This window comes from Croceibacter atlanticus HTCC2559, assembly GCF_000196315.1.
Classification (GTDB): domain Bacteria; phylum Bacteroidota; class Bacteroidia; order Flavobacteriales; family Flavobacteriaceae; genus Croceibacter; species Croceibacter atlanticus.
Window position 1 is genome coordinate 1,664,252 of record NC_014230.1, and the last position, 25,350, is coordinate 1,689,601.

Below are 25,350 nucleotides of genomic sequence, written 5' to 3' on the forward strand. Positions count from 1 at the left end.
CTATCGCTTAGATATCTTGTTTCCAGAAATATGCTTTTGCCTGCTACATTTAAAGCGTCGTCCTTTTGCTTGTCTTAATTTTTCATGTTTAGTTGCGCGTCCTTGTACACGTTTACGCCACATTCTAAAACTAGAAGGCTTCATTTCTTTTCTCATAAAATTAATGACCTCAGGCTCAGACAAACCAAATTGAAACTCAATAGCATCAAAAGTGGTGCGGTCTTCCCATGCCATTTCTATAATCCGATCTTTTTCTCTTTCAGTTAGTTGCATGTTTAAATATGTAATTACTTATTAAAAATCAATTATTTATTATAATAATTCAATTAATATGTTAAAATTATCAAAAGTGTGTTTGTTTTATGTGAATAAGGTCTTATATTTATAATGTATTAAAAAAAACAATCCTCTTAAATAAATTACACGTATTAGTAATATTATACCTCTTAAAGTTAGAAAAAAACGCTTCTCTTACAAGCGTTTTTTTTTATTTAGAGAATTGTCCGAAAGGTTAAGTTAATACGTTCTCCTACGTGTTTTTTGGTTTTAGGAATTTGATGTTTCCAGAACTCTTGTGTTGTGCCTTTCATAATTAGGAGGCTTCCGGATGGCAATTCAATATTAAACCGTTGTGATGAATCGGTTTTATGTTTAAGCTGAAAGCTTCTGGTTGCACCTAAGCTTAAGGAAGCAATTACAGGATTATGGCCAAGTTCCTTTTCATTGTCAGAATGCCAACCATTACTATCATTTCCAGTTCTATAAAGATTTGCTAAACAGGTTGTAAATTTATGGGCTATCTTTTCTTCAATATCACTTTTAACCTGTTCTAGCTCTTTAAAAAATGATTCAGGGTACATCGTAATATTTGAGTAGGAATATGGCTTTTCATTTTCAGCATATAAAGCTGTTAGCCTTGGCTGCTTGTATGTTTTTCCAAACAGTTTTATATTATCCTGTTGCCATTGTATCTCTTTTCTCAATGTATTGAAAAGAAAATTTGAAGTTTCTGAATTGTAAAACTGTTCCAAATAAAGAACATTAGCATTCTTTAAAGGGAGTTTTATAAATTCATTTGATTGTGGGAATAAATTCAAAGAGACGAAATTTGGTTATAAGTAAAACCAAGCCCACCAAATAAGCACAAATTGAAGCAGTATGCGAATCCAAAGTAACCATTTAGGTATGCCCATTCCTGCTTTTTCATTGGAGACCATATAAAAGTGTACTAAGAAAAATACCGTAAGCATAGCCATAATACCCCAAAGTGATATAACTCGAGTGCTTTCAAACAGCAATCCTATACCAAAACCCAGTTCTGCCAAACCACTTAAATACACGAGTATTTTGTGGTTTGGCAAATATCTAGGCATAATGCGCATATAAGCTCTTGGTTTAATAAAATGCATAAGACCAGCAATGCAATACATTGCAGCCATTAAATAAAAATGCCAAGAGTTACTCATAATTTATTAGTCTATAATTGTTGAATTCTCTGGAGCAGCAAACATACCTTCTTTTTCTTCAGAAAATGTGAGGTTTGTAATTGTAGCATCTCCAATTGGTTCTCCTGTAATACCTTCTTCTTTACTCCAATTATAAAATTCCCAAGATGTTGCCACAGGAATACCATCTACCATTTTGTAATCGTTGTAAACAATGGCGTGTGCATTTTTTACAGCTTCTTCTTCAGGAGTTCCTCCAAAGGTTACAATATATCCGGCAGCTACAATTTGTTGTTTATCGTTAGTGTATACATAATACCAATCGTCTGGAGCATCTCCTGTACCAGCATCAAAAGTCATTTTGAACGCTTCTAAAGATTCACCTTCCATAGGCATCATATCTTGCTTTTCAATATTTACACCATCATCATTTAACTTGTAAGGTAAGCTAAAGAAATAAGGCCATGTGAACATAGAAAAGCGTGCTCTAGGCATTTCTGCATCTTTAGGGCTTTTGTATACATTTTCATTATCAAATACTAACATACTACCATTGTCATGCTCAATTTTAATTTTGCTTGTGTTGGTTAACATGCTAATTGTTCCATCTAAAGCATCTTTACCATTAAAATTTAGGTCTATATCAAATGATACTACAGCTTTATTTAGAAAAGCTTCTTTTTTGTGTGCTTTCTCAACACTGCTTACAAATGCTTGATCTAAAGATGGTGTGCCGTCTCCAATGCCGCCATTTGGCTCAACTGGCATCATGTCTTCTTTAGTGGTGTTGTCTTCTTGTTTTTTTGTTTCACCACAACTCATTATTAGTGTGGCAGATAGTAAAAGGATTAATGCTTTCATGGTTGTTTTTTGTTTAAAGATATAGGTTAGAGAGTCGTAATGGTGTTAAGAAACTTTCAAAGTTTTAGGATTAGATGTTATTATATTTAAAAAGTAATTGGTTTTCAATAATATGATTGCGCATAAAAAAATCCCATTTTAATATTTTAAAATGGGATTTTAGTTGAACTAAAAATTAAATACTAATTATTTAATCATTTCAAAGCTTCGCTTAATGAAGTTAGTTAAAGCTTCTCCTTTAAGCAAGCCTTGTGAAAGTCTTGCTAAGTCTAAACTCTGACTAATTAAACGTTCTTGTTTCTTCTTTGTTTTTGTTTCTAATATTTCTGCAATTAACTCATGATTTGTATTTACTACGAGGTTGTACATATCTGGCATATTACCCATACCAAACATACCGCCACCACCAGTTTTCTGCATATCTTTCATACGACGCATAAATTCTGGTTGTGTAATAATTAATGGAGATGCAGTACTGTCCATAGCTTCAAGCTGTACAGTATAAGTTTCTTTAGGAACTACAGTTTCAAAAGCTTCTTTTACTTTCTCTTTTTCCTCATCAGATAGTTTACTAATTTGTTCTTCATCTTTCTTGATAAGGTTATCTATATGATCACCATCTACACGAACAAAAGAAATGTTTTCTTCGCTAGTTTCTAATTTCTGAATTAGGTGTGGTACAATAGGAGAGTCTAGTAATAAAACTTGATACCCTTTGTCTTTTGCAGCTTGTATGTAACTGTGTTGTGCATCCTTGTCACTAGCATAAAGTACAACCAGTTTGTCATCTTTATCTGTTTGGTTGTCTTTTATCTTTTCTTTTAACTCTTCTAAAGTGAAGTACGTATCATTTACAGTAGGATAAAGAGTAAAGCTCTTAGCTTTATCGAAGAACTTATCTTCAGAAAGCATTCCGTATTCGATAACAATTTTAATGTCATTCCACTTACTCTCAAAGTCTTCACGATTTTCGTTAAATAGCGACTTAAGTTTATCTGCAACCTTACGAGTTATATAAGCAGATATTTTCTTTACAGCACCATCTGCTTGTAGGTAACTACGAGATACATTTAATGGAATGTCTGGAGAGTCTATAACACCTCTTAACATAGTTAAGAACTCTGGTACAATACCTTCTACATTATCTGTAACGAAAACCTGATTTTGGTAAAGTTGAATTCTATCTTTCTGAATATTCATATCCTGTCCTAATCTTGGGAAATACAATATTCCTGTTAGGTTAAATGGATAATCTACATTAAGGTGAATGTTAAATAACGGCTCTTCAAACTGCATTGGGTACAGCTCTCTGTAAAAACCTTTGTAATCTTCTTCTTCTAATTCTGTTGGAGCTTTTGTCCACGCTGGATTTGGGTTGTTTATAATATTATCAACCTCTTTAGTTTCAGCTTTATAGTCTTTTTCTTCCTCTTCAGTTAAACCTTCTGGTTTAGGAAGCGTTTCTGTCTTTGTACCAAATTTAATTGGTATAGGCATAAACTTATTGTACTTGGTCAATAGTTCAGAAATACGACCTTCTTCTAAAAATTCTTTTTCATCTTCAGAAATATGTAAGATAATTTCTGTTCCGCGTGTTTCCTTTTCGGCATCTTCAAGAGTAAACTCTGTAGAGCCTTCGCAAGTCCAGTGCGCAGCTGTACCGCCTTTATAAGATTTAGTGATAATCTCCACTTTTTCTGCAACCATAAAAGCAGAGTAAAATCCAAGACCAAAGTGTCCTATTATACCACTATCTTTTGCAGAGTCTTTATACTTTTCTAAAAACTCTTCGGCACCAGAAAATGCAACCTGGTTAATGTATTTTTCAACCTCGTCCTTCGTCATTCCAATTCCTTGGTCTTTAATATGAAGTGTACCGTTATCCTTATCAATCTTTACTTCGATATGAGGATTACCATACTCTACGCCTTTAGCCTCACCAATTGCGGTAAGGTGTTTTAGTTTAAGTGTTGCATCTGTTGCGTTACTTATTAATTCACGTAAGAAAATTTCGTGATCGCTGTATAAGAATTTCTTTATAAGCGGAAAAATATTCTCTACAGATACATTAATAGTTCCTGTTGCCATGTTTAAATTGTTTTATAAAAAAGTGTCTATGCGTAGACACGGTTATTAATTAATTTCTGAAAGTGAATAGTCAAAAAAAATACCATCTATAGGTTTGTGACAAACTGACATAATTTTAACTGATTCTAATAACGCTTCGGATTGATTGTTGATTTACCTCTATTAGAAAAGCTTATATCAGTATTAATTATTTTGTTTAACTTATATTATTAATGATTAAACATTTTGTATATTTACATAGAAAATAAAGAGTTATGGCGACAGTAAAGAACACTTCAAAAAAATCAACTACTAAAACTAAGAAGACAACAAGAGATGCGATAGTTTCGGCTTATATGGATTATGTGTTGATGACAGAAACCTATCCTAAATCTGTTTACAAGTTTTGTAAAGAACATAAGTTTGAAGAACAAGAATTTTATGAGCACTTTGCAAGCTTCAAAAATCTAGAAACCAGCATTTGGTCAGATTTTTACAGTTTAACCATTACATTATTACATAAGAGTGAAGATTACCAACAGTATGCGAACAGAGAGAAGCTTCTAACATTTTATTACACCTTCTTTGAAATGCTTACAGCAAATAGAAGTTATGTGCTAATGGTGTTGAGCAAATATGAAATGCCGCTTAAAAACTTAGAACAACTTAAGCAATTACGACAAGATGTTAAGGAGTTTGCTAAAGGTTTAATATCTGATGCTAATGAAGGTAAAAAAATAAAAGCGCTACAGAAAAATGAGATGGTATTTTCTGAAGCTACTTGGGTACAGTTGCTATTTCTAATGAAATTTTGGAAAGAAGACAACTCTCCAGGATTTGAAAAAACGGATATGGCTATTGAAAAGTCTGTAAATACTGTTTTCGATGTGTTTGATAATACACCACTTGAGAGCATTATAGATTTAGGAAAATTCTTGTGGCAAAATAAACCAGCATAACTTAATAGGTATAAAAGAACGCATATGAAGACGATTGATAGTATACCAACCTCAAAATTGGGAAGAACAACAGAGCTTGTAAAAACAGGTGTGAAAATTGGTGGTAACTACCTTAAATATTACGGTAAGAAAGCATTTGATAAAGAGTTAACTCGAGATGAGTTAGACCAAGACAATGCTTCAGATATTTATGATGGTTTAAAAAGTTTAAAAGGAAGTGCGCTTAAAGTAGCGCAAATGCTATCTATGGAAAAAAGCTTGCTTCCCAATGCTTATGTAGAGAAATTTAGCTTGGCACAATTTAGTGTGCCGCCATTATCTGCACCATTGGTGAGAAAAACCTTTAAAACCTACCAAGGTGCTTATCCAGAAGATTTATATGATGAGTTTACTGCTAATTCTGTAAATGCTGCCAGTATAGGCCAAGTTCATAAGGCCAAAAAAGATGGGAAAATTCTTGCTGTGAAAATTCAATATCCAGGTGTGGCAAGCAGTATTAGTAGTGACTTAGCTATGGTAAAGCCTATAGCTATGAGAATGTTTAATATAAAAGGAAAGGACTCAGAGAAATATTTTAAAGAAGTTGAAGGCAAGCTTCTTGAAGAAACAGATTATATCTTAGAAGTTAAGCAAAGCAAAGAGATTTCTGAAGCTTGTAGCCATATAGATAATTTAATCTTCCCGAAGTATTACGAAGCTCTTTCTAGCAAGCGTATCATCACTATGGATTGGATGCAAGGAAAACATCTTAGTGAATACACTAGCGAGGAAAATGACCAAGAGGTATCTAACAAAATAGGCCAAGCGCTTTGGGATTTCTATATGTTTCAAATGCATTACTTAAAGGCTGTTCATGCAGATCCGCATCCAGGTAATTTCTTGGTTAATGATAAAGGACAACTCATTGCTATAGATTTTGGATGTATAAAAGAAGTACCAGAAGATTTTTATGTGCCTTATTTTGAGTTGGCTGTGCCAGAGAATATAGATAACCCAGACTTTTTTAGAGCTAAACTATATGAGTTGGAGATTTTAAGACAAGATGATAGTGATGCAGAGATAGATTACTTCTCTACATTATTTCACGAAATGTTAAGTTTGTTTACAAGCCCATTTCATAGTGACACTTTCGATTTTTCTGATGAAACATTTTGGAATTCAATTACAGAGTTAAGTGAAAAATATTCTAAGGATACTACGTTGAGAAAGATGAATGGGAATCGAGGAAGTAAACACTTTTTATATATAAATAGAACATTCTTTGGGCTTTACAATTTACTACACGACTTAGGTGCTAAAATAAATGTAAACCAATTTAAGAAATACATACCTAACGCTACGGCATAGTTATTATGCAAGCATATTAAATCCCATAATATTATGCATAGCCATAATTAGGTATTGGCTATCTTGCAAGCTATCTCATTTTGAGATAGCTTTTTTTTAAATATTAATTATGTATCAATCAAAAATATCGGGATTAGGCAAATATGTGCCTGAAAATGTGGTCACAAATGATGATCTCGCAAAGTTAATGGATACCAATGATGCTTGGATACAAGAGCGTACAGGTATAAAAGAACGTAGACATATAAAAGATTATAATGAAGAGTCTACAGCTTCAATGGGCGTTAAAGCAGCAAAAATCGCAATTGAACGTGCAGGTATTTCTAAAGACGATATAGACTTTATTGTATTTGCAACATTATCTCCAGACTATTATTTTCCTGGTTGTGGTGTACAGGTTCAAGAAGCTTTAGATATAAAAACGTGTCCAGCTTTAGATGTAAGAAACCAATGTAGTGGTTTTGTATACGCATTATCTGTAGCAGATCAATTTATTAAAACCGGAATGTATAAAAACGTTTTAGTAATAGGTGCAGAAAACCATAGTGGAGGCTTAGATTTTACTACAAGAGGCAGAAGTGTTTCTGTAATATTTGGAGATGGTGCTGGTGCTGCTGTATTAACTAGAAGTGATCACAATGGTCAAGGTATTTTATCTACACACTTACACAGTGAAGGTAAACATGCGCTGGAGCTTTCTTTAAAAGGACCAAGTACTCAAAAATGGGTGCCAGAAATTATTGAAGAAAACAATCAAGACAATCCAGATTACTACCCTTATATGAATGGTCAATTTGTATTTAAAAATGCTGTGACAAGATTCTCTGAGGTGATCATGGAAGGCTTAAAGGAAAATGGTCTGGCAGTTTCAGATATTGATATGTTAATACCACACCAAGCTAATTTAAGAATCTCTCAATTTATCCAGAAGAAATTTAAGTTGAGTGATGATAAAGTTTATAATAATATACAGAAGTATGGTAATACAACTGCAGCATCTATCCCAATTGCTTTAACTGAAGCTTGGGAAGAAGGAAAGATAAAAGAAGGAGATAAGGTAGTTTTAGCTGCCTTTGGTAGTGGTTTTACTTGGGCTAGTGCTGTAATGAGCTGGTAAGTAAATTAGTAAACTATATAAAAGACAAACGCCGGTTAATGAGAGTTAACCGGCGTTTTTATATATAAGAATGATATGTTTCAGTGTTTAAAAGGCTAATTCAAAACAAATTATATCCGTTCTTCATCTATATAGACGAGACAAATACTTCAACGTTTCAATTATTAACTATATTTAACACAATTTACTGATATTTAGCAGATAAAGGTGTTTTTGTGCCTTGTTTTCTTTTGCTGGTTTAAAAGAGAATTCAGTAGGGGACAAAAGGTTTAAGAAGATTTTTTGAGCCATACATTCCATAGCATCCCTAACACTATTAAGGACATTCCTAGTATTGGAAATAATGTATAGTGTTCTCCAAAAAGGAAAAATCCAAAAATTAAAGCATAAACAAGTTCCATATATTTTATAGGAGCAACAACACTTGTTTCGGCAAGTTGAAAAGACTTGGTTAAAAATATTTGCCCAATCATTCCTAAAACACCAATGCTGCATACAAACCACCATTCTTGTCCAATCGGCATTCGCCATTGGTTTATAAAAAATAGGCTTCCTATAATTGAGCAGACCATAAAATAATTAATAATAGTAAGAAAGTGCTCTTTTGAGCCTAGATATCTCACTATTGCAAAAACGGCACCTACTAATATAGCTGAGCCTATAATTAATGCAAAGCTTACAGTGTCTATCCTAAAATCTAAACCTTTCATAATAAATGCACCGCTCAACGCTAAGCCTAAGGCAAACCACTGCCACACTTTTACACGCTCTTTTAAAAAAAGCGCAGCTAAGAATACACTAAAAACAGGAGCAGTATAGCGTAATGCTACAGCAGATCCTAATGGTATACGTTGTATAACAACAAAGAAAAGTGAAAGGGATACAAAACTTAATACGCCTCTCAGAGTTAGCCAAAAGACATTATTACCTATTATGGAGATCTTTTTTGAAAGCATATAAGGAAATATAAAGATAAAGGTTCCAAATGCTCTAAAGAATACTACTTGTAATGGGTGAAAGTCATTTAGATATTTAGCCAGTAAATTCATCCACGCAAAGGCAAATGCAGCAATAGCCATATAAATAATTCCTTTCAACAAGGTGTATAAGGTTTCTGCAAAGGTAATTCTATACTCTAATATAGGACGTTATTTTAATGGTATTTCTTAAACATTATTAAGTATGAAAAAACAAAAACCCGAAGCGATCAACTTCGGGTTTTCAATAACCAAATATAACACTAACCATCAACTATGAAATTTGGTTATTTTACTTAGCACTATTTTAATGACGACCCTAAAACAGGATTGTTACACTTTACAAAGTATTCTTTTTTATCGATGAAAAGTTATGCTAGAAGATAACAACGCTAAAAATAGTTAAGTTTTATGATAGTATGGTTTTAACATCTTAACTTCAAATAGTTACAAGAAAAAATAAACTTAAAACCATACATTATGATTACACAACTACACAAAAATATATACATTATAAAGTATAGTGTATTATTAACTATTTTACTTTTTCCTCTCTGTAAAATAGCTGCACAGGAACAAATGGGTTCTTTGGATTTTGCAATGCCTACTGTAAGTTTTAATGAAGCAAATCCTGACACAGATTGTAATGCTTTTAGAACTTTCGATATTTCTGTTTTCGGTATACAAGTAGAGCCTGCAGTAAGTGTCACAATTTTAGTAAATGGTGGTACAGCATCAGCTAACGAAGATTTTATGCTATCAAACTCAACTTTTGATGTGGAAGGAACTGGAGCTGTCGATTTTCAAATGGATATTTTTAACGATGCTCTGATAGAAGGTGATGAAACTATTGACCTTATGTTTTCATTTAATGGCGAATCTAGAAACGCAACTGTAACAATTAAAGATGATGATGTTACTCCAATTGTAGGTAATACTACTGTAGATTTATTAGTAGAAACCTTTGATGCCTCAACCTTGCCAGAAAATTGGGAAACTATTGATGCTATAGATACTGGCCTTAACCATTGGGAGTTTAATGGCGCTGGTTTAGCTGCAGGTACAGCATATATTACAGATGGTACATCTGCAATGCCATCATATGATGGTAATCTTGGTGCAGATCCAGCAGCTATGGACGCAAGTTCTAATGCGTTACTGTTATCACCTATGATTTCTGCAGCAGGACTAAAAGATGTAAATATATCTTTTGATTGGACTGCTGGCGGAGAATTAGATACAGAATCGCCATCACCGTTCGATTATGGTCAAGTGTCCTATAAAATAGAAGGTGAAGATTTTGTGGTATTAGAAAACTTTACCGGTACTGCAGAATCTTTAGGAGCTGCAGTGCAATCAGGAACATTTTCACAGCTGTATCCAGAATTGGCAAACAAAAATTTTCAAGTAGGATTTAGATGGATAAACGATCAACTTGTAGGTACAGCTTTTAGCTTTACTATAGATAACGTATCTGTAACAGCAGAACCTTTAAATGTTGAAACTTCAGAAACAGGATCAGATACAGAGTTGGTGAGAACTCAAAATGATGTTTACTTTATTAGTGATGAGAATACCGCTATTATGGCAAGAATAGAAAATGCAACTGAAGATTTAGGATGTGTACAAATAAGTGTGATTGAAAGTGGAACCGAAGCTGTTGAAAATACGCAAGCAGGTTTTAACAGAGCCTCTAAAGTTTTTGAAATTACTGCAGATGGTACAAATGCCTCAAGTGCATCTTATGACTTAACATTGTATTATGCTAGTGATGAGCTTGCTGTATTTACAGATGTTTCTACAATGAATATGGTTAAAGTAGAAGGTGCAGATGTAGATGCAACTACAGATACAAATACAACGGTTACAGGCCAATTGTTTGAAGACAACTCTGCATCTGGCTTTGTCACCTATAAAGGCAATTTTTCTGGATTTGGTGTATTTAGTGTTGTAGAAAACGCAACCCAAAGTATTGAAGATATACGTACAAATCAATTTAGCGTGTTTCCAACAATCTTACATCAGCAACAACAATTGCATATTGTTTCAAATAGCACGTCACAAATTGAGAGTATATATATTTATGATATATCTGGTAAACGTGTATACGAGAGAGAAAATATATCAGACCCCAATGCTAATTTAACACTAAATGTATCTTCAGGACTTTACTTCCTTAAGATTAATAATGCAGCAGAAACCACAAAGCTTGTTGTAAAATAATTGAATTCAATTTTTACCATTAAGCCTAACACTATTTAAGTTGTTAGGCTTTTTTTATTGACAAACTGCAGTTTGTTATGCGTGCATATATAAATAATGTTAAGAATATGATATTAGTTTAAGTATCTGTTACTATTGCGGCTACAATATTAAATTTTGTTTAATTAGAAGGGTATTTGGTTAGATTTTTAATTTACTCTTTAAACGGTCATATTTTTCGTTAAAAAATTAACAACATTATATTGCTTTTAACAATAAAAAGTAGGATAGTCATCTAAATTGCACATCTGTTTAATGATTATCAATTATTAACATCTTTTACAATTTAATTCAAATAAAAAAGTATGAAAACTAAATTACGCAACATGCAGTGGTTGGTTTTAGGATTCTTTATGGTTTCAGGCTATTGTGGCTTGGCGCAGGAATCTTTAAAGTCAATCCAAAAACTACAAGATGAAAACAAGGTGACCAGCTATCTTATGAATAAAGATAGAAACACACCTTACCTTGTTAAGTTTGATGGTCTTTCAACACAGAGAACACCTAAGGCCGAAGCTTCTCAATTAATAAGAACTGTTTTAGGATTAAATAACACCATTACACTTGGAAAAAAATCTGAGGCTGGTTTATCACCTACAGTAGGAGTTGAGAGATTTCAACAATATTATAAAGGCGTTAAAGTAGAGCACGGTAACTATACTGTATTATCTAAATCAGATATGATTCAAGCTATAGGTTTGGAGCATTATGATTTTAATGACAACTTTCAAATAACACCTTCTTTATCTGAAGAAGCTGCTATGCAACACGCTATTAATTTTGTAGGTGCTACAGAATACGCTTGGGATCTTTATAGCACTTTAAAGATGAATGAAACAGATCCACAAAGATTAGCAGAATTAGATGCTATAATTGAAAGTGTTTACCCAAAAGGAGAATTAGTAATTGTAGATGATTACAATACTGCTGGAGTTGATATGAAATTAGCATATAAATTTAATGTATATGCAGCAGAGCCACTTTATAGAGCAGATATTTACATAGATGCGCAAAACGGTAAAATGTTATTAGCAGATATGGATATTAAACATGCTTCAGAAATAAATGAAAATATAGCTGAAAGTAAGAAAATGTCTACATACGCAATGGTAATGGAGCCAGCTACCGGAATCGGAGATTTACGTTATGCAGGCCGCAGAAATTTTGAGACTACAAAAATTCCTGGTGCTACACCAGCAATGGATGAGTACACATTATTAGGTACTATTGAAGTAGATATCGAAGAAGCAGGAGTTGTATCTTCTTTACCAATAGAAAATGAAACAAAATCTTACGATGGTGTAGGTGGTGCTCCAATTAGTGCAGGTGGTGCAATACCATCTTATGAAATTACAGATGGTTCATCTAGACCAGAAGAATCTAGTTTTCCATCTACAGAAGTAGGTGATAATGATTGGACAGCAGATGAGCATTACAGAGACCGTTTTGAAGGTCCTACAGAGCAATATCCTGTAACTAATGAAACAAATAATGACGATGTTGCATTAGATGCTCATTGGGGATCAGAAATTGTATTACGTTATTGGGGCGTACGTCACAACCGTTACAGTTGGGATGGTCAAGGTACTCGTATAACAAGTTTTGTACACTACGGTGATGCTTATGATAATGCATTTTATACCAATGCAACGATGACATATGGTGATGGTAGCTACCAAGGTGGCACAAATCCTAATGGTTCTTTTGCTCCTTTAATGTCTTTAGATGTTGCAGGTCACGAGATAGGACATGGAGTTTGTGATACTACTTCAGGACTTGTATATGCAAGACAATCTGGAGGTATGAATGAAGGATTCTCAGATATTTGGGCAGCTGCAGTTGAGAATTTTGCAGTAGAAGATATAGATCCAACATTGGCAGATAGATATCAGCCATTTAGTATTGGTGAGCAGATAGATGAGCGTGATGGTGGTATTCAACCAGAAGAAAACAGTGCAGAAATGGCAGCATTACGTTTTATGGATGATCCAAATGCAGCAAGTGATCCAGATTGTGTACTTGGTGCTAACTGGAAAGATACTACAGAAGCAGGTTGTCCTGCTCCAAACTTAGGTAATGATCAATGTGGTGTACACTCTAATAGTGGTGTGCTAAATAAATGGTTTTATTTATTAGCTGTAGGTTCAGGTCTAACTTATGAATTAGGTGATGGTAAAGCAGCTGCAGATAGTGAAGTAAATGACAATAACGCTCCTTATAGTGTAACAGCTTTAGGTTTTGCAGATGCAGAGAAAATAGCATTTGGTGGTGAGGTTTTATTAAGCCCTAATGCAACTTTTGCAGAGATGAGAGAGATGTCTATTATGGCAGCTCAAACATTATATGGTCAAGGATCTCCACAAGAAGCATCTACTACTAGTGCTTGGTTTGCAGTATGTGTTGGTAATGATTACGTAGCTCCAGAAGGAGATGTAATAGTATTTAATGCAGATAACAGAACACAATTACAAGAACGTAATACAGATGTTGGTTGTAACACATCTAGAACGTACACGTATAGTATTGCTTCAGTATTAGTAAGCGAGCCAACAACCCTAACTTTAGATGTTTCAGCAAGTACAGCTGTTGAAGGTGAAGATTTTATTGTATCACCAACAACACTTGAAGTTTCAGGTTCTGGTATCTATGATTTTAGCGTACAAGTTTTTGATGATGCTATTATTGAAGAAGGAGAAATGATTTCTATTAGCTATGACTATAACGGAGAAACATTTACACAAGACATTGCATTAATAGATGATGATATTACGCCAGCTGTAGGTAGCTCTATTCAAGAGTTATTACCAATGGAAACATTTGATGGTAACGAATTACCAGAAGGATGGCAAATTAACAAATTAGTAGATCCAGGTGTTAATGACTGGGAAATGAATGGTGTTGGTGCTGGTGCTGGTGTAGCTTATATTACAGATGGTACAACAGAAACTCCAATGTATAATGGTAATGGTCCTGGAGTTAGCCAAGATGGTAGCTCTAATACGGTTTTAATGACACCATTAATTAACGGTTTAGGTTTAAGAGACATAACAGTTAATTTTGACTACACAGTTGGTGGTGAAGATGAAGCAGGAACACCACTTGATTATGGTGAACTTGTATATAGTTTTGATGGAAGTAACTTCTTCGGTATCGAACAGTTTGTAGGTATTGGAGGTACAGTATTAACAGGAAGCTATGATGATGTAATTCCTCAGGTTGAAAACTCTCAATTTTATGTAGGTTTCAGATGGTTAAATGACCAGTTATTAGGAACAGCTTATAGTTTCTCAATAGATAACATAACAATTTCTGGTTCTCCTGCATTAGTTGAAACAGCTGCAAATACATCGCAGAGCCACACAGTACGTACAGCAAATGATATTTTCTTCTTAACAACAGAAAACAATAACATTATTGCTCGTATTGAAAATGCATCAGCAGATTTAGGATGTGTATCTGTAAATGTAACTTCAGAAGGAACAGAAACAGTAAGCAATACTCAAGCTGGTGTGGACAGGTCGTCTAAAGTTATTGAGATAACAGCAGATGGTCCAGATGCGGCTACAGCAAGTTATGATTTAACGATATATATGACTTCAGATGAGCTTGCTAACTTTAGTGAAGTTGCAACTTTACAAATTATGAAAGTAGAAGGTAGTGATATAGATGCTACTACAAATGCAAACACTGTTATTACAGGTGAGGTTTTTGAAGACTTAACAGATACAGAAGGTTATGCAACATTTAAAGGCTCATTTACAGGCTTTAGCTCTTTTGCTATAGTTGAAAATGCAGTTGCAAGTGTAGATGATGTAACTTTTAATGATGTGTCAATATACCCAACACCAGTAAATAGAGGTCAATATGTAACTATTAATAGCCCATCAATAGCTATTGAGAGTGCAGCGGTATACGACTTAAGAGGTGCTAAAATTATGGATGAGAAGTTTAAGAACTTAAATTCTGTAAAGCTTAACACTTCAGCATTACAATCTGGATTTTACTTTGTAACGCTTAATGGAGATTCTAAAAAGACATTCAAGTTTATTGTTAATTAATTGTCTTTATAAAGTAACTAAAAGCCGCTATTTATAGCGGCTTTTTTTTTATGTCTAAATATAAAACAGTAACTGTAATTTAACGTGTAAAAAAGCAAGTTGTCGAATTGTTGTTTTTATTATGGCTAAGATATTGTTAATCCTCAAAAACAATAAGTTAGCTGTTGTATATTCGGCTAATTGGCGCAGAATACCGTGCTAATTTTAACCAAATAAACTAAATTCTTTATATGAAAATTAAATTACACAACTTCAAGTTTTTAATGGTGTTGGGTGCTTTTGTGGGTACCATGAGTATGGTGCAAGCACAAACGTCTTTGAGTGCCGTTCAAAAACTGCAAGACCAACAAAAAATTACTAACGTAAAAATTAGTAAAGAACGTGGTACTCCAAGTTTAATCAAACTTTCAAATTCACAAACTCATAGAGTAGAGCCTCAAGAGGCATCTTTATTTTTAAGAGAAGCTTTAGGCCTTAGGGAAACTACAACATTAGCAGAAAAAAGAGCTCATGTTACGCCAAGTGGTTCTAAAGTAGTTAAATATCAAGAGTATTTTAAAGGGGTAAAAGTAGAGCATGGTATTTACAATGCGTTATCTAAAGACAATGCGCTTAAGGCTATTACATTAGAGCACTACGAGCTAAAAGATAACTTTAATGTTGCTGCTTCATTATCAGAAGACAATGCTTTAAATTATGCGTTAAACTTTGTGGGTGCAACAGAGTATGCTTGGGATTATTATAACTTCCTTAAACTTAATGAAACAGATCCAGCACGTCTCACACAATTAGATGCTGCAGTAAATTCAGTTTATCCTACGGGAGAATTGGTAATTGTAGATAACTATAATGAGCCAGGTATTTCTTTAAGATTAGCATACAAATTCAATATTTATGCAGCAGAACCTCTTTATAGAGCAGATATATATGTAGATGCTGTAAATGGAGAAATCTTACTAGCAGATCAAGATATTAAGCACGCTGCAGAGTTAAACAATGAAATTGCTGAACGCAGAAAAATGTCTTCATATGCAATGGTTCAAGCAATGGGAGAAACACGATATGCAGGTACTCGAAATTTCGAAACTACTCTTTTATCTGCAGATGCGAGTGATCCTGTAAATCCATTACCAGAGCGTTATGTTCTAGATGGTACAATTACAGTAAATGCATTTAATCCAGATAGCCAGACTATCGAGTCTGTAACTGTGTTAAATGAAACAAGATCTTATGATGGTATTGGTGGTGTGCCTTTAAATGTTGGAGGCACAATACCTTCTTATGAAATTACAGATGGTAGCTCTAGATTAGAAGAAGGCCAGTTAAATGTAGAAATCGCAGATAATTTTTGGTCTGCAGATGAGCATTACAGAGATCGTTTTGAAACACCAGCAGATAACTATCCTGTTGATAATGAATTTGATAATGATGATGTTGCTTTAGATGCGCATTGGGGATCAGAAGTTGTAATTAGGTATTGGGCAGATCGTCATAACCGTTGGAGTTTTGATGGTGCTGGAGAAAAAATTACAAGCTTTGTACATTATGGAGATGGCTATGATAATGCATTTTATAGTAGTTCTACAATGACTTACGGAGATGGTAGTTACCAAGGTGGAACTAACCCTAATGGTTCTTTTGCACCACTTATGTCTATGGATGTTGCAGCACACGAAATAGGTCATGGTGTTTGTGATTTTACTGCAGACTTAGTTTACGCAAGACAATCTGGAGGTATGAATGAAGGTTTTTCAGATATATGGGCTGCAGCTGTTGAGGCTTATGTCCTAGAGGAGATAGATTCTACGTTGCCATACCAACCTTATGGTATAGGTGAGCAAATAGATGAACGTGATGGTGGTATTCAGCCAGGTGAAGACAATCCAGATATGAGAGCTTTACGTTTTATGGATGACCCAAATGCAGCTGGAGATCCAGAATGTTTTGAAGGTGTAAACTGGATAGATACTTCTGAAGCTGGTTGTCCTGCACCAAATTTAGGGAATGACCAATGTGGAGTGCACTCTAATAGCGGTGTGTTAAATAAGTGGTTTTATCTTTTAGTTGAAGGTTCTGGCCAAGTATTTACACCAGGTAGAGACAAGCGTGCTGCAGATGATGAGGTAAACGATAATGGAGATCCATATAGTGTTGAAGGTTTAGGATTTCAAATTGCAGAACAGATTGCATTTAAAGGTGAAGTGTTATTAACGCCTAATGCAACATTTAGTGATATGAGAGATGCATCAATCTTAGTGGCGCAACAAGATTATGGAGTAGACTCTAACGAAGAAATACAAACTACAAATGCGTGGTTCGGAATTTGTGTAGGAGAGAGCTACATCACACCAGATCCTAACCAAGTTTTCTTTAGCTCTGCCAATGCAAATAGCTTACAAGAAAAAAATAACGACACAGGTTGTAATACATTTAGAACATATACTGTAAATGTTGCAACAGTACAGGTAAATCCTGCTGTTACAGTAACTTTAGATACTTCTGCTAGTACTGCAGAACTAGGAGTAGATTTTGACATATCTACTACAACTTTAGATTTAGAAGGTACTGCTACAGAGTCTTTTGAAGTAACTATATATAATGATGCTTTAGTTGAAGAGGATGAGTTAATTTCAATATTATTTGATTTTATGGGTGAAACCAAAACCCAAGTAATAAATGTATTAGATGATGATGTTGTTCCAGCAATAGGAGCTTCAGTTGTAGAAATAATGCCAATCGAAGAGTTTGCTTCTTCTGCTATCCCTAATGATTGGGAAGAAATTATTGTAGTAGATCCTAGTATGAATAAATGGTATTACAATGGTGCAGGTACAGAATCTGGAAGAGCTTACATTTCTTACACTTCGCCTGTTGGATCTACAAATTCAGCTATATATGAATCTAATTCACCGTCTCATGTAATTTTAAAGACACCAGAATTAAATGCTTTAGGATTAAATGATGTTAGAGTAACTTTCGATTGGGAAGCTGGTGGAGAACTAGATCCAGGTAATCCTGCTTTTGATTATGGTCAACTAGTATACTCTTTTGATGGTGTAAACTTTGAAGAAGGTAGTGAGCGTTTTGCACTTGAAGAAGATGGTATTATGTCTGGTACTTTTGATGAAATAATTCCTGAGTTAGCAAATACAAGATTTTTCTTAGGCTTCCGTTGGTTTAATGATACTAATGCAACAACGTCTGCATTTAGTTTTGCTATAGATAATGTTCACGTTGAAGCACTTCCTGCAGCTGTTGAAACAGAATTAAATGCTACAACAAGCAATACTGTAAATACTAACAATGATGTTTACTTTGCAAGTAATGATAGCGGAAGCATTATAGCTAGAATTGAAGGTGCCACTCAAGACTTAGGTTGTGTTGAAATGACACTTACCGGAAGTGGTACAGACCTTATTACTAATGCAAATGCAGGTGTAGATAGATCTTCAAAAGTTATAGAAATTACTGCAGATGGTTTTGATGCTTCAAGCGCAACGTATGACCTTACACTATTTATGACTACAGATGAACTGGCAAACTTTAATAGTATGGCAGATCTGCAAATAATGAAAGTAGAAGGCAGTGATATAGATGCAACAACTTCTAGCAACACGGTAATCACCGGAAGTATGTTAGAAGATCTTACAGCTGCAGAAGGTTATGCAACGTTTAAAGGAACATTTACAGGATTTAGTTCTTTTGCAATTGTACAACCTGTAACTGCTAGTGTAAAAGATGTTTTAATTAGTAGTGTATCTTTATATCCTTCGCCAGTGGCGCAAGGTGGTTTAGTTAACATAACAGCTAAAGATATCGTTATTAATAGCGCTTCAGTTTTCGATGTAAGAGGTGCGAAAGTTATTGAGAAAAAGTTTGCAGGAAATCAACAAATACAGTTAAGTGTTGCGACACTTCAATCTGGTTTTTACTTTGTGAGACTTAATAATGATGCTAATAAAACATTTAAGTTTATAGTTAAATAGGCTAAATACTGTTTAAATAAATAAAGGCTACTGTAATTACAGTAGCCTTTTTATTTTTAGGATACTTTTTTATTTAAGCAAGTTAAATATCATTCTTGTAACTTTGTAGAACTATGAAAAAGAAAACATTAGTTTTAGGCGCGTCATTAAAGCCGAATAGGTATTCTAACATTGCTATTAATAGGTTAGTTTCTAACAACCAGCCAACCGTAGCAATTGGTCTTAGGGAAGGTACAGTTAATGGTGTGACGATAGAAAAAGAACAAGTAGATTTTAAAGATATAGATACAGTAACGCTTTATTTGGGAGCAAAACATCAACCTGAATATTATGAATACATTGTAAGTCTAAACCCTAAACGTGTTATTTTTAATCCTGGAACAGAGAATCCTGAGTTTTATAAAATATTAAAAGCAAACAATATAGAGGTAGATTTAGCTTGCACGTTAGTAATGCTAGCGACGAATCAATACTAAGCCTAAATAGGTAAGAGCGCCGTTTAATACAAGTATAAAAAAGTTAAACTCAAACCCAAACCATTTTAAGCTATTTATACTTATAACATAACCTAAAATTGGGGTAGCCAACGCCACAAGTGGTACGAGTTTATCTTTTACTTTCCATTTGCTAAACAAGCCAAATGCATATAGGCCTAACAATGGGCCATAGGTATAGCCTGCAAAAGTGAACAGTTTTGCAATAACAGTAGCATCTGCAATAACATACTTAAAAAGTATAATAGTAATTATGAGCACTAAAGACATAATTACGTGTATGGTTTTTCTTACCACAACTTGTTTTTTCTCACTATATCGCTTTTCAATATCTAGTATGTCTATACTAAAAGATGTGGTTAAAGAAGTTAGAGCACTATCTGCACTGGAGTATGCAGCTGCAATTAATCCTAGAATAAATACTATTGCTACACCAATACCAAAATAGCCTTGTGTAGCAAGCTCAGGAAATAATTGGTCCTTATGAGCATCTACACCGTTTTGTTGAGCATATACAGTTAATAATAAGCCAAGTGCTAAAAACACAAAGTTTACAATGGTTAACACAATTGTAAACCAAAACATATTTTTTTGAGCATCTTTCAAGTTCCTGCAAGTAAGATTTTTTTGCATCATATCTTGGTCTAAACCAGTCATCACGATAGATATAAAAGCACCGCTAATAAATTGTTTCCAGAAGAAATCCCCAGATTTCCAATCTTCAAAAAAGAACATTTTAGAAAGGTTGCTATCCGCTAAATAGCTAAAGAAATTTCCAGAATTAATCCCTAAGTCTTCAGAAACATATACAATCGTAACACCTACAGCAATAAGCATAAATAAAGTTTGTAAGGTGTCTGTCCAAACAATAGTTTTAATTCCGCTCTTAAACGTATAAAGCCAGATAAGTAAAATGGTTATAGTAACAGTAGCCCAGAATGGAACGTTAAGCCCATCAAAAATTAAATTTTGTAAAACTACAGCTACAAGGTATAGTCTAAAGCTGGCGCCAACTATTCTAGATAAGATAAAAAATGAAGCGCCGGTTTTGTATGAATACCTACCAAAGCGACCATCTAAATAGGTGTAAATGGAGGTTAAATTAAGCTTGTAGTAAAGAGGTAATAAAACTAAACCTATTACTGCATAACCAACAGTATAACCTAATACAACTTGAAAGTAACTAAATTGGCTAGCTTCAACCCAACCAGGAACAGAAATAAAAGTAACACCAGAAAGTGATGCGCCAATCATTCCAAAAGCAACTAGGTACCAAGGAGATTGCCTGTTAGCTTTAAAAAACTCAGCATTTGTGCCACCTTTGTTTGTAAGAAATGAGATAAGCATTAAAACTCCAAAGTAACCTGCAATGAGGAAAAGAATATGTAGCGGTTGCATAGTTTAATAATTATGGCACGAATATAATGTAAATATTATCGTATTGTCTATTTAGCGTGATCTCAAATCTCGTGAAATACTTACTTTTGCAATATGGATTTTTCTTCAAAATATTTAGAACAAGCAGTTCAGGAAGTCTCTCAATTACCAGGAATTGGAAAGCGTACAGCGTTGCGTTTGGTACTTCATTTATTAAAACAGCCAGAAGACCAAACGGTAAGTTTGGCTAAGGCTTTGGTAGATGTTAAGACACAAATAAATTTCTGCACTAACTGTCATAATATAAGTGATCATAAGCTTTGTGAGATTTGTGCAAATCCTAAAAGAGAATCACAATATGTTTGTGTTGTTGAAGATATAAGAGACGTAATGGCAATTGAGAATACAAGCCAATATCGTGGTCACTATCACGTCTTAGGTGGAAAAATAAGTCCTATGGATGGTGTGGGTCCAAACCAATTAAATATTTCTACCTTGGTAGACAAGGCTAAAGCAGGAAAAGTAGATGAAATTATATTTGCTTTAAGCAGTACGTTGGAAGGAGACACTACTAACTTTTATATTTTTAAACAATTAGAAGGAACAGGTATAAAAACCTCTACCATTGCAAGAGGGATTTCTGTAGGAGATGAGTTGGAGTATGCAGATGAGATCACCTTAGGTAGAAGTATCCTAAATAGAATTCCTTTTGAAGCTTCTTTAAAATCTTAAATGGTACAACTCTCTGTAATCATACTTAATTACAATGTCAAGCATTTTTTAAAGCTTTGCCTACAAAGTGTGGTGCAGGCTAAAGAAAATATACAAGCCGAAATTATTGTTGCAGACAACGCATCTAAAGATGGAAGTATGGAAATGGTTGCTCAGGATTTTCCAAATGTTATAAGACTCGAAAATAAAGAAAACTTAGGGTTTAGTAAAGCTAATAATCTAGCTGTAAAAAAAGCTAAAGGTAAATACATCTGTATCTTAAATCCAGATACTGTAGTGCCTGAGCAAATCTTCTCAAATTTATTGAAGTTCGTTAAAACAGTTCAAGATTTTGGAGCGGTAGGAGTAAAGTTAATCGATGGTAAAGGGCAATTTTTACCAGAAAGCAAACGGCAAATACCTACTCCTAAAGTGGCCTTTCAAAAAATGGTAGGCAACGCCACTAACTATTATGCAAGTAATTTAGAATCTAATGATATTGGTTGTGTAGATGTTCTTGTAGGCGCATTTATGTTTATGTCCAGACAGCGTTATTTACAAGTTGGAGGTTTTGATGAAGACTACTTTATGTATGGTGAAGATATAGACCTTAGCTACAAACTACTTAAGTCTGGTTATAAAAACTACTATTACGGAAAAGATTCAGTAATTCATTTTAAAGGAGAAAGTACTACTAAAGATGAAGTGTATAGAGCACGTTTTTATGGTGCAATGCAACTTTTTTATAAAAAACATTTTAGCAATAGTAAGTTTACTAATCTAATTGTAAAAGCTGCACTCAAAGTAGTTAAGAAGGCAAATAAGGCTCAAGGTTTAGATACAGATAAGGAAATATCTTCAAATTTATTTATCTATATCGGTAATTCTTCAGACTGTGTTGCCATCTTGTCTAAACTAAAAAATAAGCAAGTACAACATCTTTCTTTAAAAGAGCTACAGAAGCTAACTTTAAAAAATTCACAGCTGTTTTTAGACTCTCAATTTTTTAATTTCAAAGAAATTATTAGTCTTCTAGAGCAGTATGGGCACCATAATAATACATTTAGGATAAAGTTGAAATCTTCTAATGTGTTGATTGGTAGTGATACTAGCACAGGAAAAGGTGAGGTTTTGGTTTTAGAACTAGATAAAATTCAATAAAAGAAATAATCTCAGTTTAAAGCAATTCTAACATCATTTTAATACAATAACGTTGTAATTTTAAGTAATTTTGCAATCGCAATTATTAATTAACCTATTGCATTACGAATATGGCAAAGTTTGAACTAAAGCTCCCGCAAATGGGTGAGAGTGTTGCAGAAGCAACCTTAACTAACTGGCTTAAAGAAGTTGGTGATACTATAGAGGCTGATGAGGCTGTCTTAGAAATCGCAACAGATAAAGTTGACAGCGAAGTACCAAGTGAGGTAGATGGTGTTTTGGTTGAAAAGCTTTTTGAAGCAGATGACGTTGTGCAAGTAGGACAGACTATCGCAATAATTGAAACTGAAGGTGGAGATGCTCCTGCTGAAACAACTTCATCAGAAACGCCGGCTAAAGAAGAGTCGTCTAAAAAAGCTGTTGAAGCTGTATCACAATCTGTAACTTCTGCAAAAGAAGCAACAACTACAGATTTTTCAGAATCTGATAAATTTTATTCTCCACTTGTTAAGAATATAGCAAAAGAAGAAGGTGTATCATTATCTGAGCTAGATGCAATATCTGGTACAGGTAAAGATGAACGTGTTACTAAAAATGACATTTTAAAATACATTGAAGATAAAAAAGCAGGTAAGACTGCTGCTCCTAAACCACAAATGCAACCTGTAGAAACATCTAAGACAGCTGCTCCAAAACCTCCTAAAGCTCCTGTAAGTGTAAATGGTGGCGATGAGATTATTGAAATGTCTCGTATGGGTAAACTAATTGCTCATCATATGGTAGACAGTGTGCAAACATCTGCGCACGTACAGTCTTTCATAGAGGTAGATGTTACAAACATCTGGAACTGGAGAAACAAAATTAAAAATGAATACCAAAAACGAGAAGGTGAAAAACTAACGTTTACACCAATCTTTATGGAAGCTGTAGCTAAGACTATAAAAGACTTCCCAATGATTAATATCTCTGTAGATGGTGATAAAATTATAAAGCGTAAAGCTATTAACCTTGGTATGGCAGCTGCATTACCAGATGGTAACCTAATTGTGCCAGTTATAAAAAATGCAGACCAGCTAAACTTGGTAGGTATGTCTAAATCTGTTAATGATTTGGCTAACCGTGCACGTATTGGAAAATTAAAACCAGACGATACACAAGGTGGTACATACACAGTAACAAATGTTGGTACATTTGGTAGTGTGTTTGGTACTCCTGTAATAAACCAACCTCAAGTTGCAATTTTAGCGCTAGGTGCTATTAGAAAAGTACCAGCTGTAATTGAAACTCCAGATGGTGACTTTATAGGAATACGTTATAAAATGTTCTTGTCGCACTCTTATGATCATCGCGTTGTAAATGGTGCATTAGGAGGACAATTTGTTCAACGTGTTAAAGATTATTTAGAAGCGTTTGATGTGAATAGAGAAATCTAATTTTCAACAACCTAATTATACAAAGCCATCAATTAATATTGATGGCTTTTTTTATTCCAATAATTGCTTTGCCAAAACCTAATTACATCTTGTAACGTAAATTAAGTATGACAAATAAATGCTTAATAATACTTGTAGTATTGTTTATTTCTAACTCACTTTTCAGTCAGAAAATAGATAACCTTTCTTCATTTAGAGATGTTGAAAATGATCATTATTTCAGATTTAATTATGATAACGATTTCTTTTCTTCTTCAGATAAAAATTACACACAAGGATATAGCTTCGAGTTAGTATTGCCAGTATTAGAGAAGAACCCTATTAATATTCTCTTCTTAAAGCCTAAAAATTACCAGTCTAAATTTGGATTAGCAATTGAACATATTGGCTTTACTCCAGATGATTATGGTAGTGAGGAAATTCAATTTGGAGATCGGCCATTTGCTGCTGCAATCTATTTAAAGAGCTTTGTTATTAATACCAACACATTATCTAAACGCAGATTAACCTCTTCATTTAATGTAGGAATAATTGGGCCAGGTGCATTTGGTAAAGAAATGCAGGTTGAAATTCATAAAGCAACTGGAAATGAAATTCCTTTAGGCTGGAAACATCAAATAAAGAATGACATCGTTTTAAATTATGAAGTAGGGTTAGAGCAGCAGCTTTATAAATACAGACAGTATTTTTCTATACAGGCACAATCTAATGCTAAACTAGGAACGTTGTTTACTAACGCATCTTTAGGTTTTAATGGCAGCTTAGGGATAATTAATTCTGCATTTTCTTCGGAAGCTAAAAAAGATAAATTTCAACTTTATTTTTATTCTCAAATTTTTGGTAGTGTAGTAGGGTATGATGCTACTTTACAAGGTGGATTAATTACAACTGATAGTCCATACACAATAGCTACTAATGATATCAAACGTTTTACAGGACAATATACATATGGTTTTGTTTTACAGACTAAAGGGTTTTATGCTGAATATACGCGCACATTAATAACAAGAGAATTTAGTAGAGGTGACCCAGCAAAATGGGGTGGATTTAAATTAGGCTTCACCTTTTAAATCCACCCCAAAGAGGCAATGCTAA

The 25,350-nt window shown here is 34.0% G+C and carries 18 protein-coding genes; 11 read left to right on the forward strand and 7 right to left on the reverse strand.

The genetic code is table 11. From position 1 onward, the window contains the following. The 5 genes from CA2559_RS07495 to htpG all read right to left on the reverse strand — a co-directional run bounded on the left by CA2559_RS07495 (nt 1) and on the right by htpG (nt 4,394). On the reverse strand, nt 1-273 hold the full coding sequence (locus tag CA2559_RS07495; RefSeq protein ID WP_013187259.1) for a TIGR03643 family protein: 273 nt from the start codon (nt 271-273) through the stop codon (nt 1-3). Between the two features lie 218 nt (nt 274-491). Then, nucleotides 492-1,097: an alpha-ketoglutarate-dependent dioxygenase AlkB family protein gene (locus CA2559_RS07500; protein WP_013187260.1), complete on the reverse strand. Its 606-nt coding sequence runs from the start codon at nt 1,095-1,097 to the stop codon at nt 492-494. A 15-nt stretch (nt 1,098-1,112) separates the two neighbouring features. Continuing rightward, complete coding sequence (locus CA2559_RS07505) at nt 1,113-1,466, reverse strand: DoxX family protein (protein ID WP_041240953.1); 354 nt, start codon at nt 1,464-1,466, stop codon at nt 1,113-1,115. 6 nt (nt 1,467-1,472) lie between these two features. After that, nucleotides 1,473-2,306, reverse strand: coding sequence for a hypothetical protein (locus CA2559_RS07510; RefSeq protein ID WP_013187262.1), 834 nt, complete (start codon nt 2,304-2,306; stop codon nt 1,473-1,475). A gap of 186 nt (nt 2,307-2,492) precedes the next feature. After that, nucleotides 2,493-4,394 carry a molecular chaperone HtpG gene (gene htpG, locus CA2559_RS07515; RefSeq protein WP_013187263.1) on the reverse strand — a complete coding sequence of 634 codons (1,902 nt, stop codon included), beginning with the start codon at nt 4,392-4,394 and terminating at the stop codon, nt 2,493-2,495. 254 nt (nt 4,395-4,648) lie between these two features. Here htpG and CA2559_RS07520 point away from each other — a divergent pair, with 254 nt between their 5' ends. From CA2559_RS07520 to CA2559_RS07530, 3 genes are all read left to right on the forward strand, one after another. Then, on the forward strand, nt 4,649-5,332 hold the full coding sequence (locus CA2559_RS07520) for a TetR family transcriptional regulator C-terminal domain-containing protein (RefSeq protein WP_013187264.1): 684 nt from the start codon (nt 4,649-4,651) through the stop codon (nt 5,330-5,332). Between the two features lie 24 nt (nt 5,333-5,356). After that, the gene (locus CA2559_RS07525) at nt 5,357-6,679 is read left to right on the forward strand and encodes an ABC1 kinase family protein (RefSeq protein WP_013187265.1); all 1,323 of its coding nucleotides are present in this window, start codon (nt 5,357-5,359) and stop codon (nt 6,677-6,679) included. Nucleotides 6,680-6,788: 109 nt separating this feature from the next. After that, nucleotides 6,789-7,796, forward strand: a complete 1,008-nt coding sequence (locus tag CA2559_RS07530) for a 3-oxoacyl-ACP synthase III family protein (protein WP_013187266.1) — start codon at nt 6,789-6,791, stop codon at nt 7,794-7,796. Nucleotides 7,797-8,065: 269 nt separating this feature from the next. Here the strand turns inward: CA2559_RS07530 and CA2559_RS07535 are convergent, their stop codons facing one another. After that, a complete protein-coding gene (locus CA2559_RS07535; protein WP_238524701.1) occupies nt 8,066-8,896 on the reverse strand; it encodes a DMT family transporter in 831 nt (276 codons plus the stop codon). Between the two features lie 357 nt (nt 8,897-9,253). Between CA2559_RS07535 and CA2559_RS07540 the strand changes: the two genes are divergently transcribed. The 4 genes from CA2559_RS07540 to CA2559_RS07555 all read left to right on the forward strand — a co-directional run bounded on the left by CA2559_RS07540 (nt 9,254) and on the right by CA2559_RS07555 (nt 19,555). Continuing rightward, nucleotides 9,254-10,996 (forward strand): T9SS type A sorting domain-containing protein, encoded by a 1,743-nt coding sequence (locus tag CA2559_RS07540; protein ID WP_013187268.1) that lies wholly within the window; start codon nt 9,254-9,256, stop codon nt 10,994-10,996. Nucleotides 10,997-11,340: 344 nt separating this feature from the next. Then, nucleotides 11,341-15,093, forward strand: a complete 3,753-nt coding sequence (locus CA2559_RS07545; protein ID WP_013187269.1) for a M4 family metallopeptidase — start codon at nt 11,341-11,343, stop codon at nt 15,091-15,093. A 230-nt stretch (nt 15,094-15,323) separates the two neighbouring features. Continuing rightward, nucleotides 15,324-19,079: a M4 family metallopeptidase gene (locus CA2559_RS13580; RefSeq protein ID WP_013187270.1), complete on the forward strand. Its 3,756-nt coding sequence runs from the start codon at nt 15,324-15,326 to the stop codon at nt 19,077-19,079. Between the two features lie 113 nt (nt 19,080-19,192). Next, nucleotides 19,193-19,555: a CoA-binding protein gene (locus CA2559_RS07555; RefSeq protein ID WP_013187271.1), complete on the forward strand. Its 363-nt coding sequence runs from the start codon at nt 19,193-19,195 to the stop codon at nt 19,553-19,555. On the opposite strand, the gene CA2559_RS07560 is transcribed toward CA2559_RS07555, so the two are convergent. Beyond that, nucleotides 19,535-20,971: a sodium:solute symporter gene (locus CA2559_RS07560; protein ID WP_013187272.1), complete on the reverse strand. Its 1,437-nt coding sequence runs from the start codon at nt 20,969-20,971 to the stop codon at nt 19,535-19,537. The two genes, CA2559_RS07555 and CA2559_RS07560, sit on opposite strands and share 21 nt — an antisense overlap. A 93-nt stretch (nt 20,972-21,064) precedes the next feature. Here CA2559_RS07560 and recR point away from each other — a divergent pair, with 93 nt between their 5' ends. The 4 genes from recR (at nt 21,065) to CA2559_RS07580 (ending at nt 25,325) form a co-directional block, all read left to right on the forward strand. Next, nucleotides 21,065-21,682, forward strand: coding sequence for a recombination mediator RecR (gene recR / locus CA2559_RS07565; protein ID WP_013187273.1), 618 nt, complete (start codon nt 21,065-21,067; stop codon nt 21,680-21,682). Beyond that, nucleotides 21,683-22,822, forward strand: coding sequence for a glycosyltransferase family 2 protein (locus CA2559_RS07570; RefSeq protein WP_013187274.1), 1,140 nt, complete (start codon nt 21,683-21,685; stop codon nt 22,820-22,822). A 110-nt stretch (nt 22,823-22,932) separates the two neighbouring features. Then, complete coding sequence (locus CA2559_RS07575) at nt 22,933-24,255, forward strand: dihydrolipoamide acetyltransferase family protein (RefSeq protein ID WP_013187275.1); 1,323 nt, start codon at nt 22,933-22,935, stop codon at nt 24,253-24,255. Between the two features lie 107 nt (nt 24,256-24,362). Next, complete coding sequence (locus CA2559_RS07580) at nt 24,363-25,325, forward strand: lipid A deacylase LpxR family protein (protein WP_013187276.1); 963 nt, start codon at nt 24,363-24,365, stop codon at nt 25,323-25,325. Nucleotides 25,326-25,350: the final 25 nt, after the last annotated feature.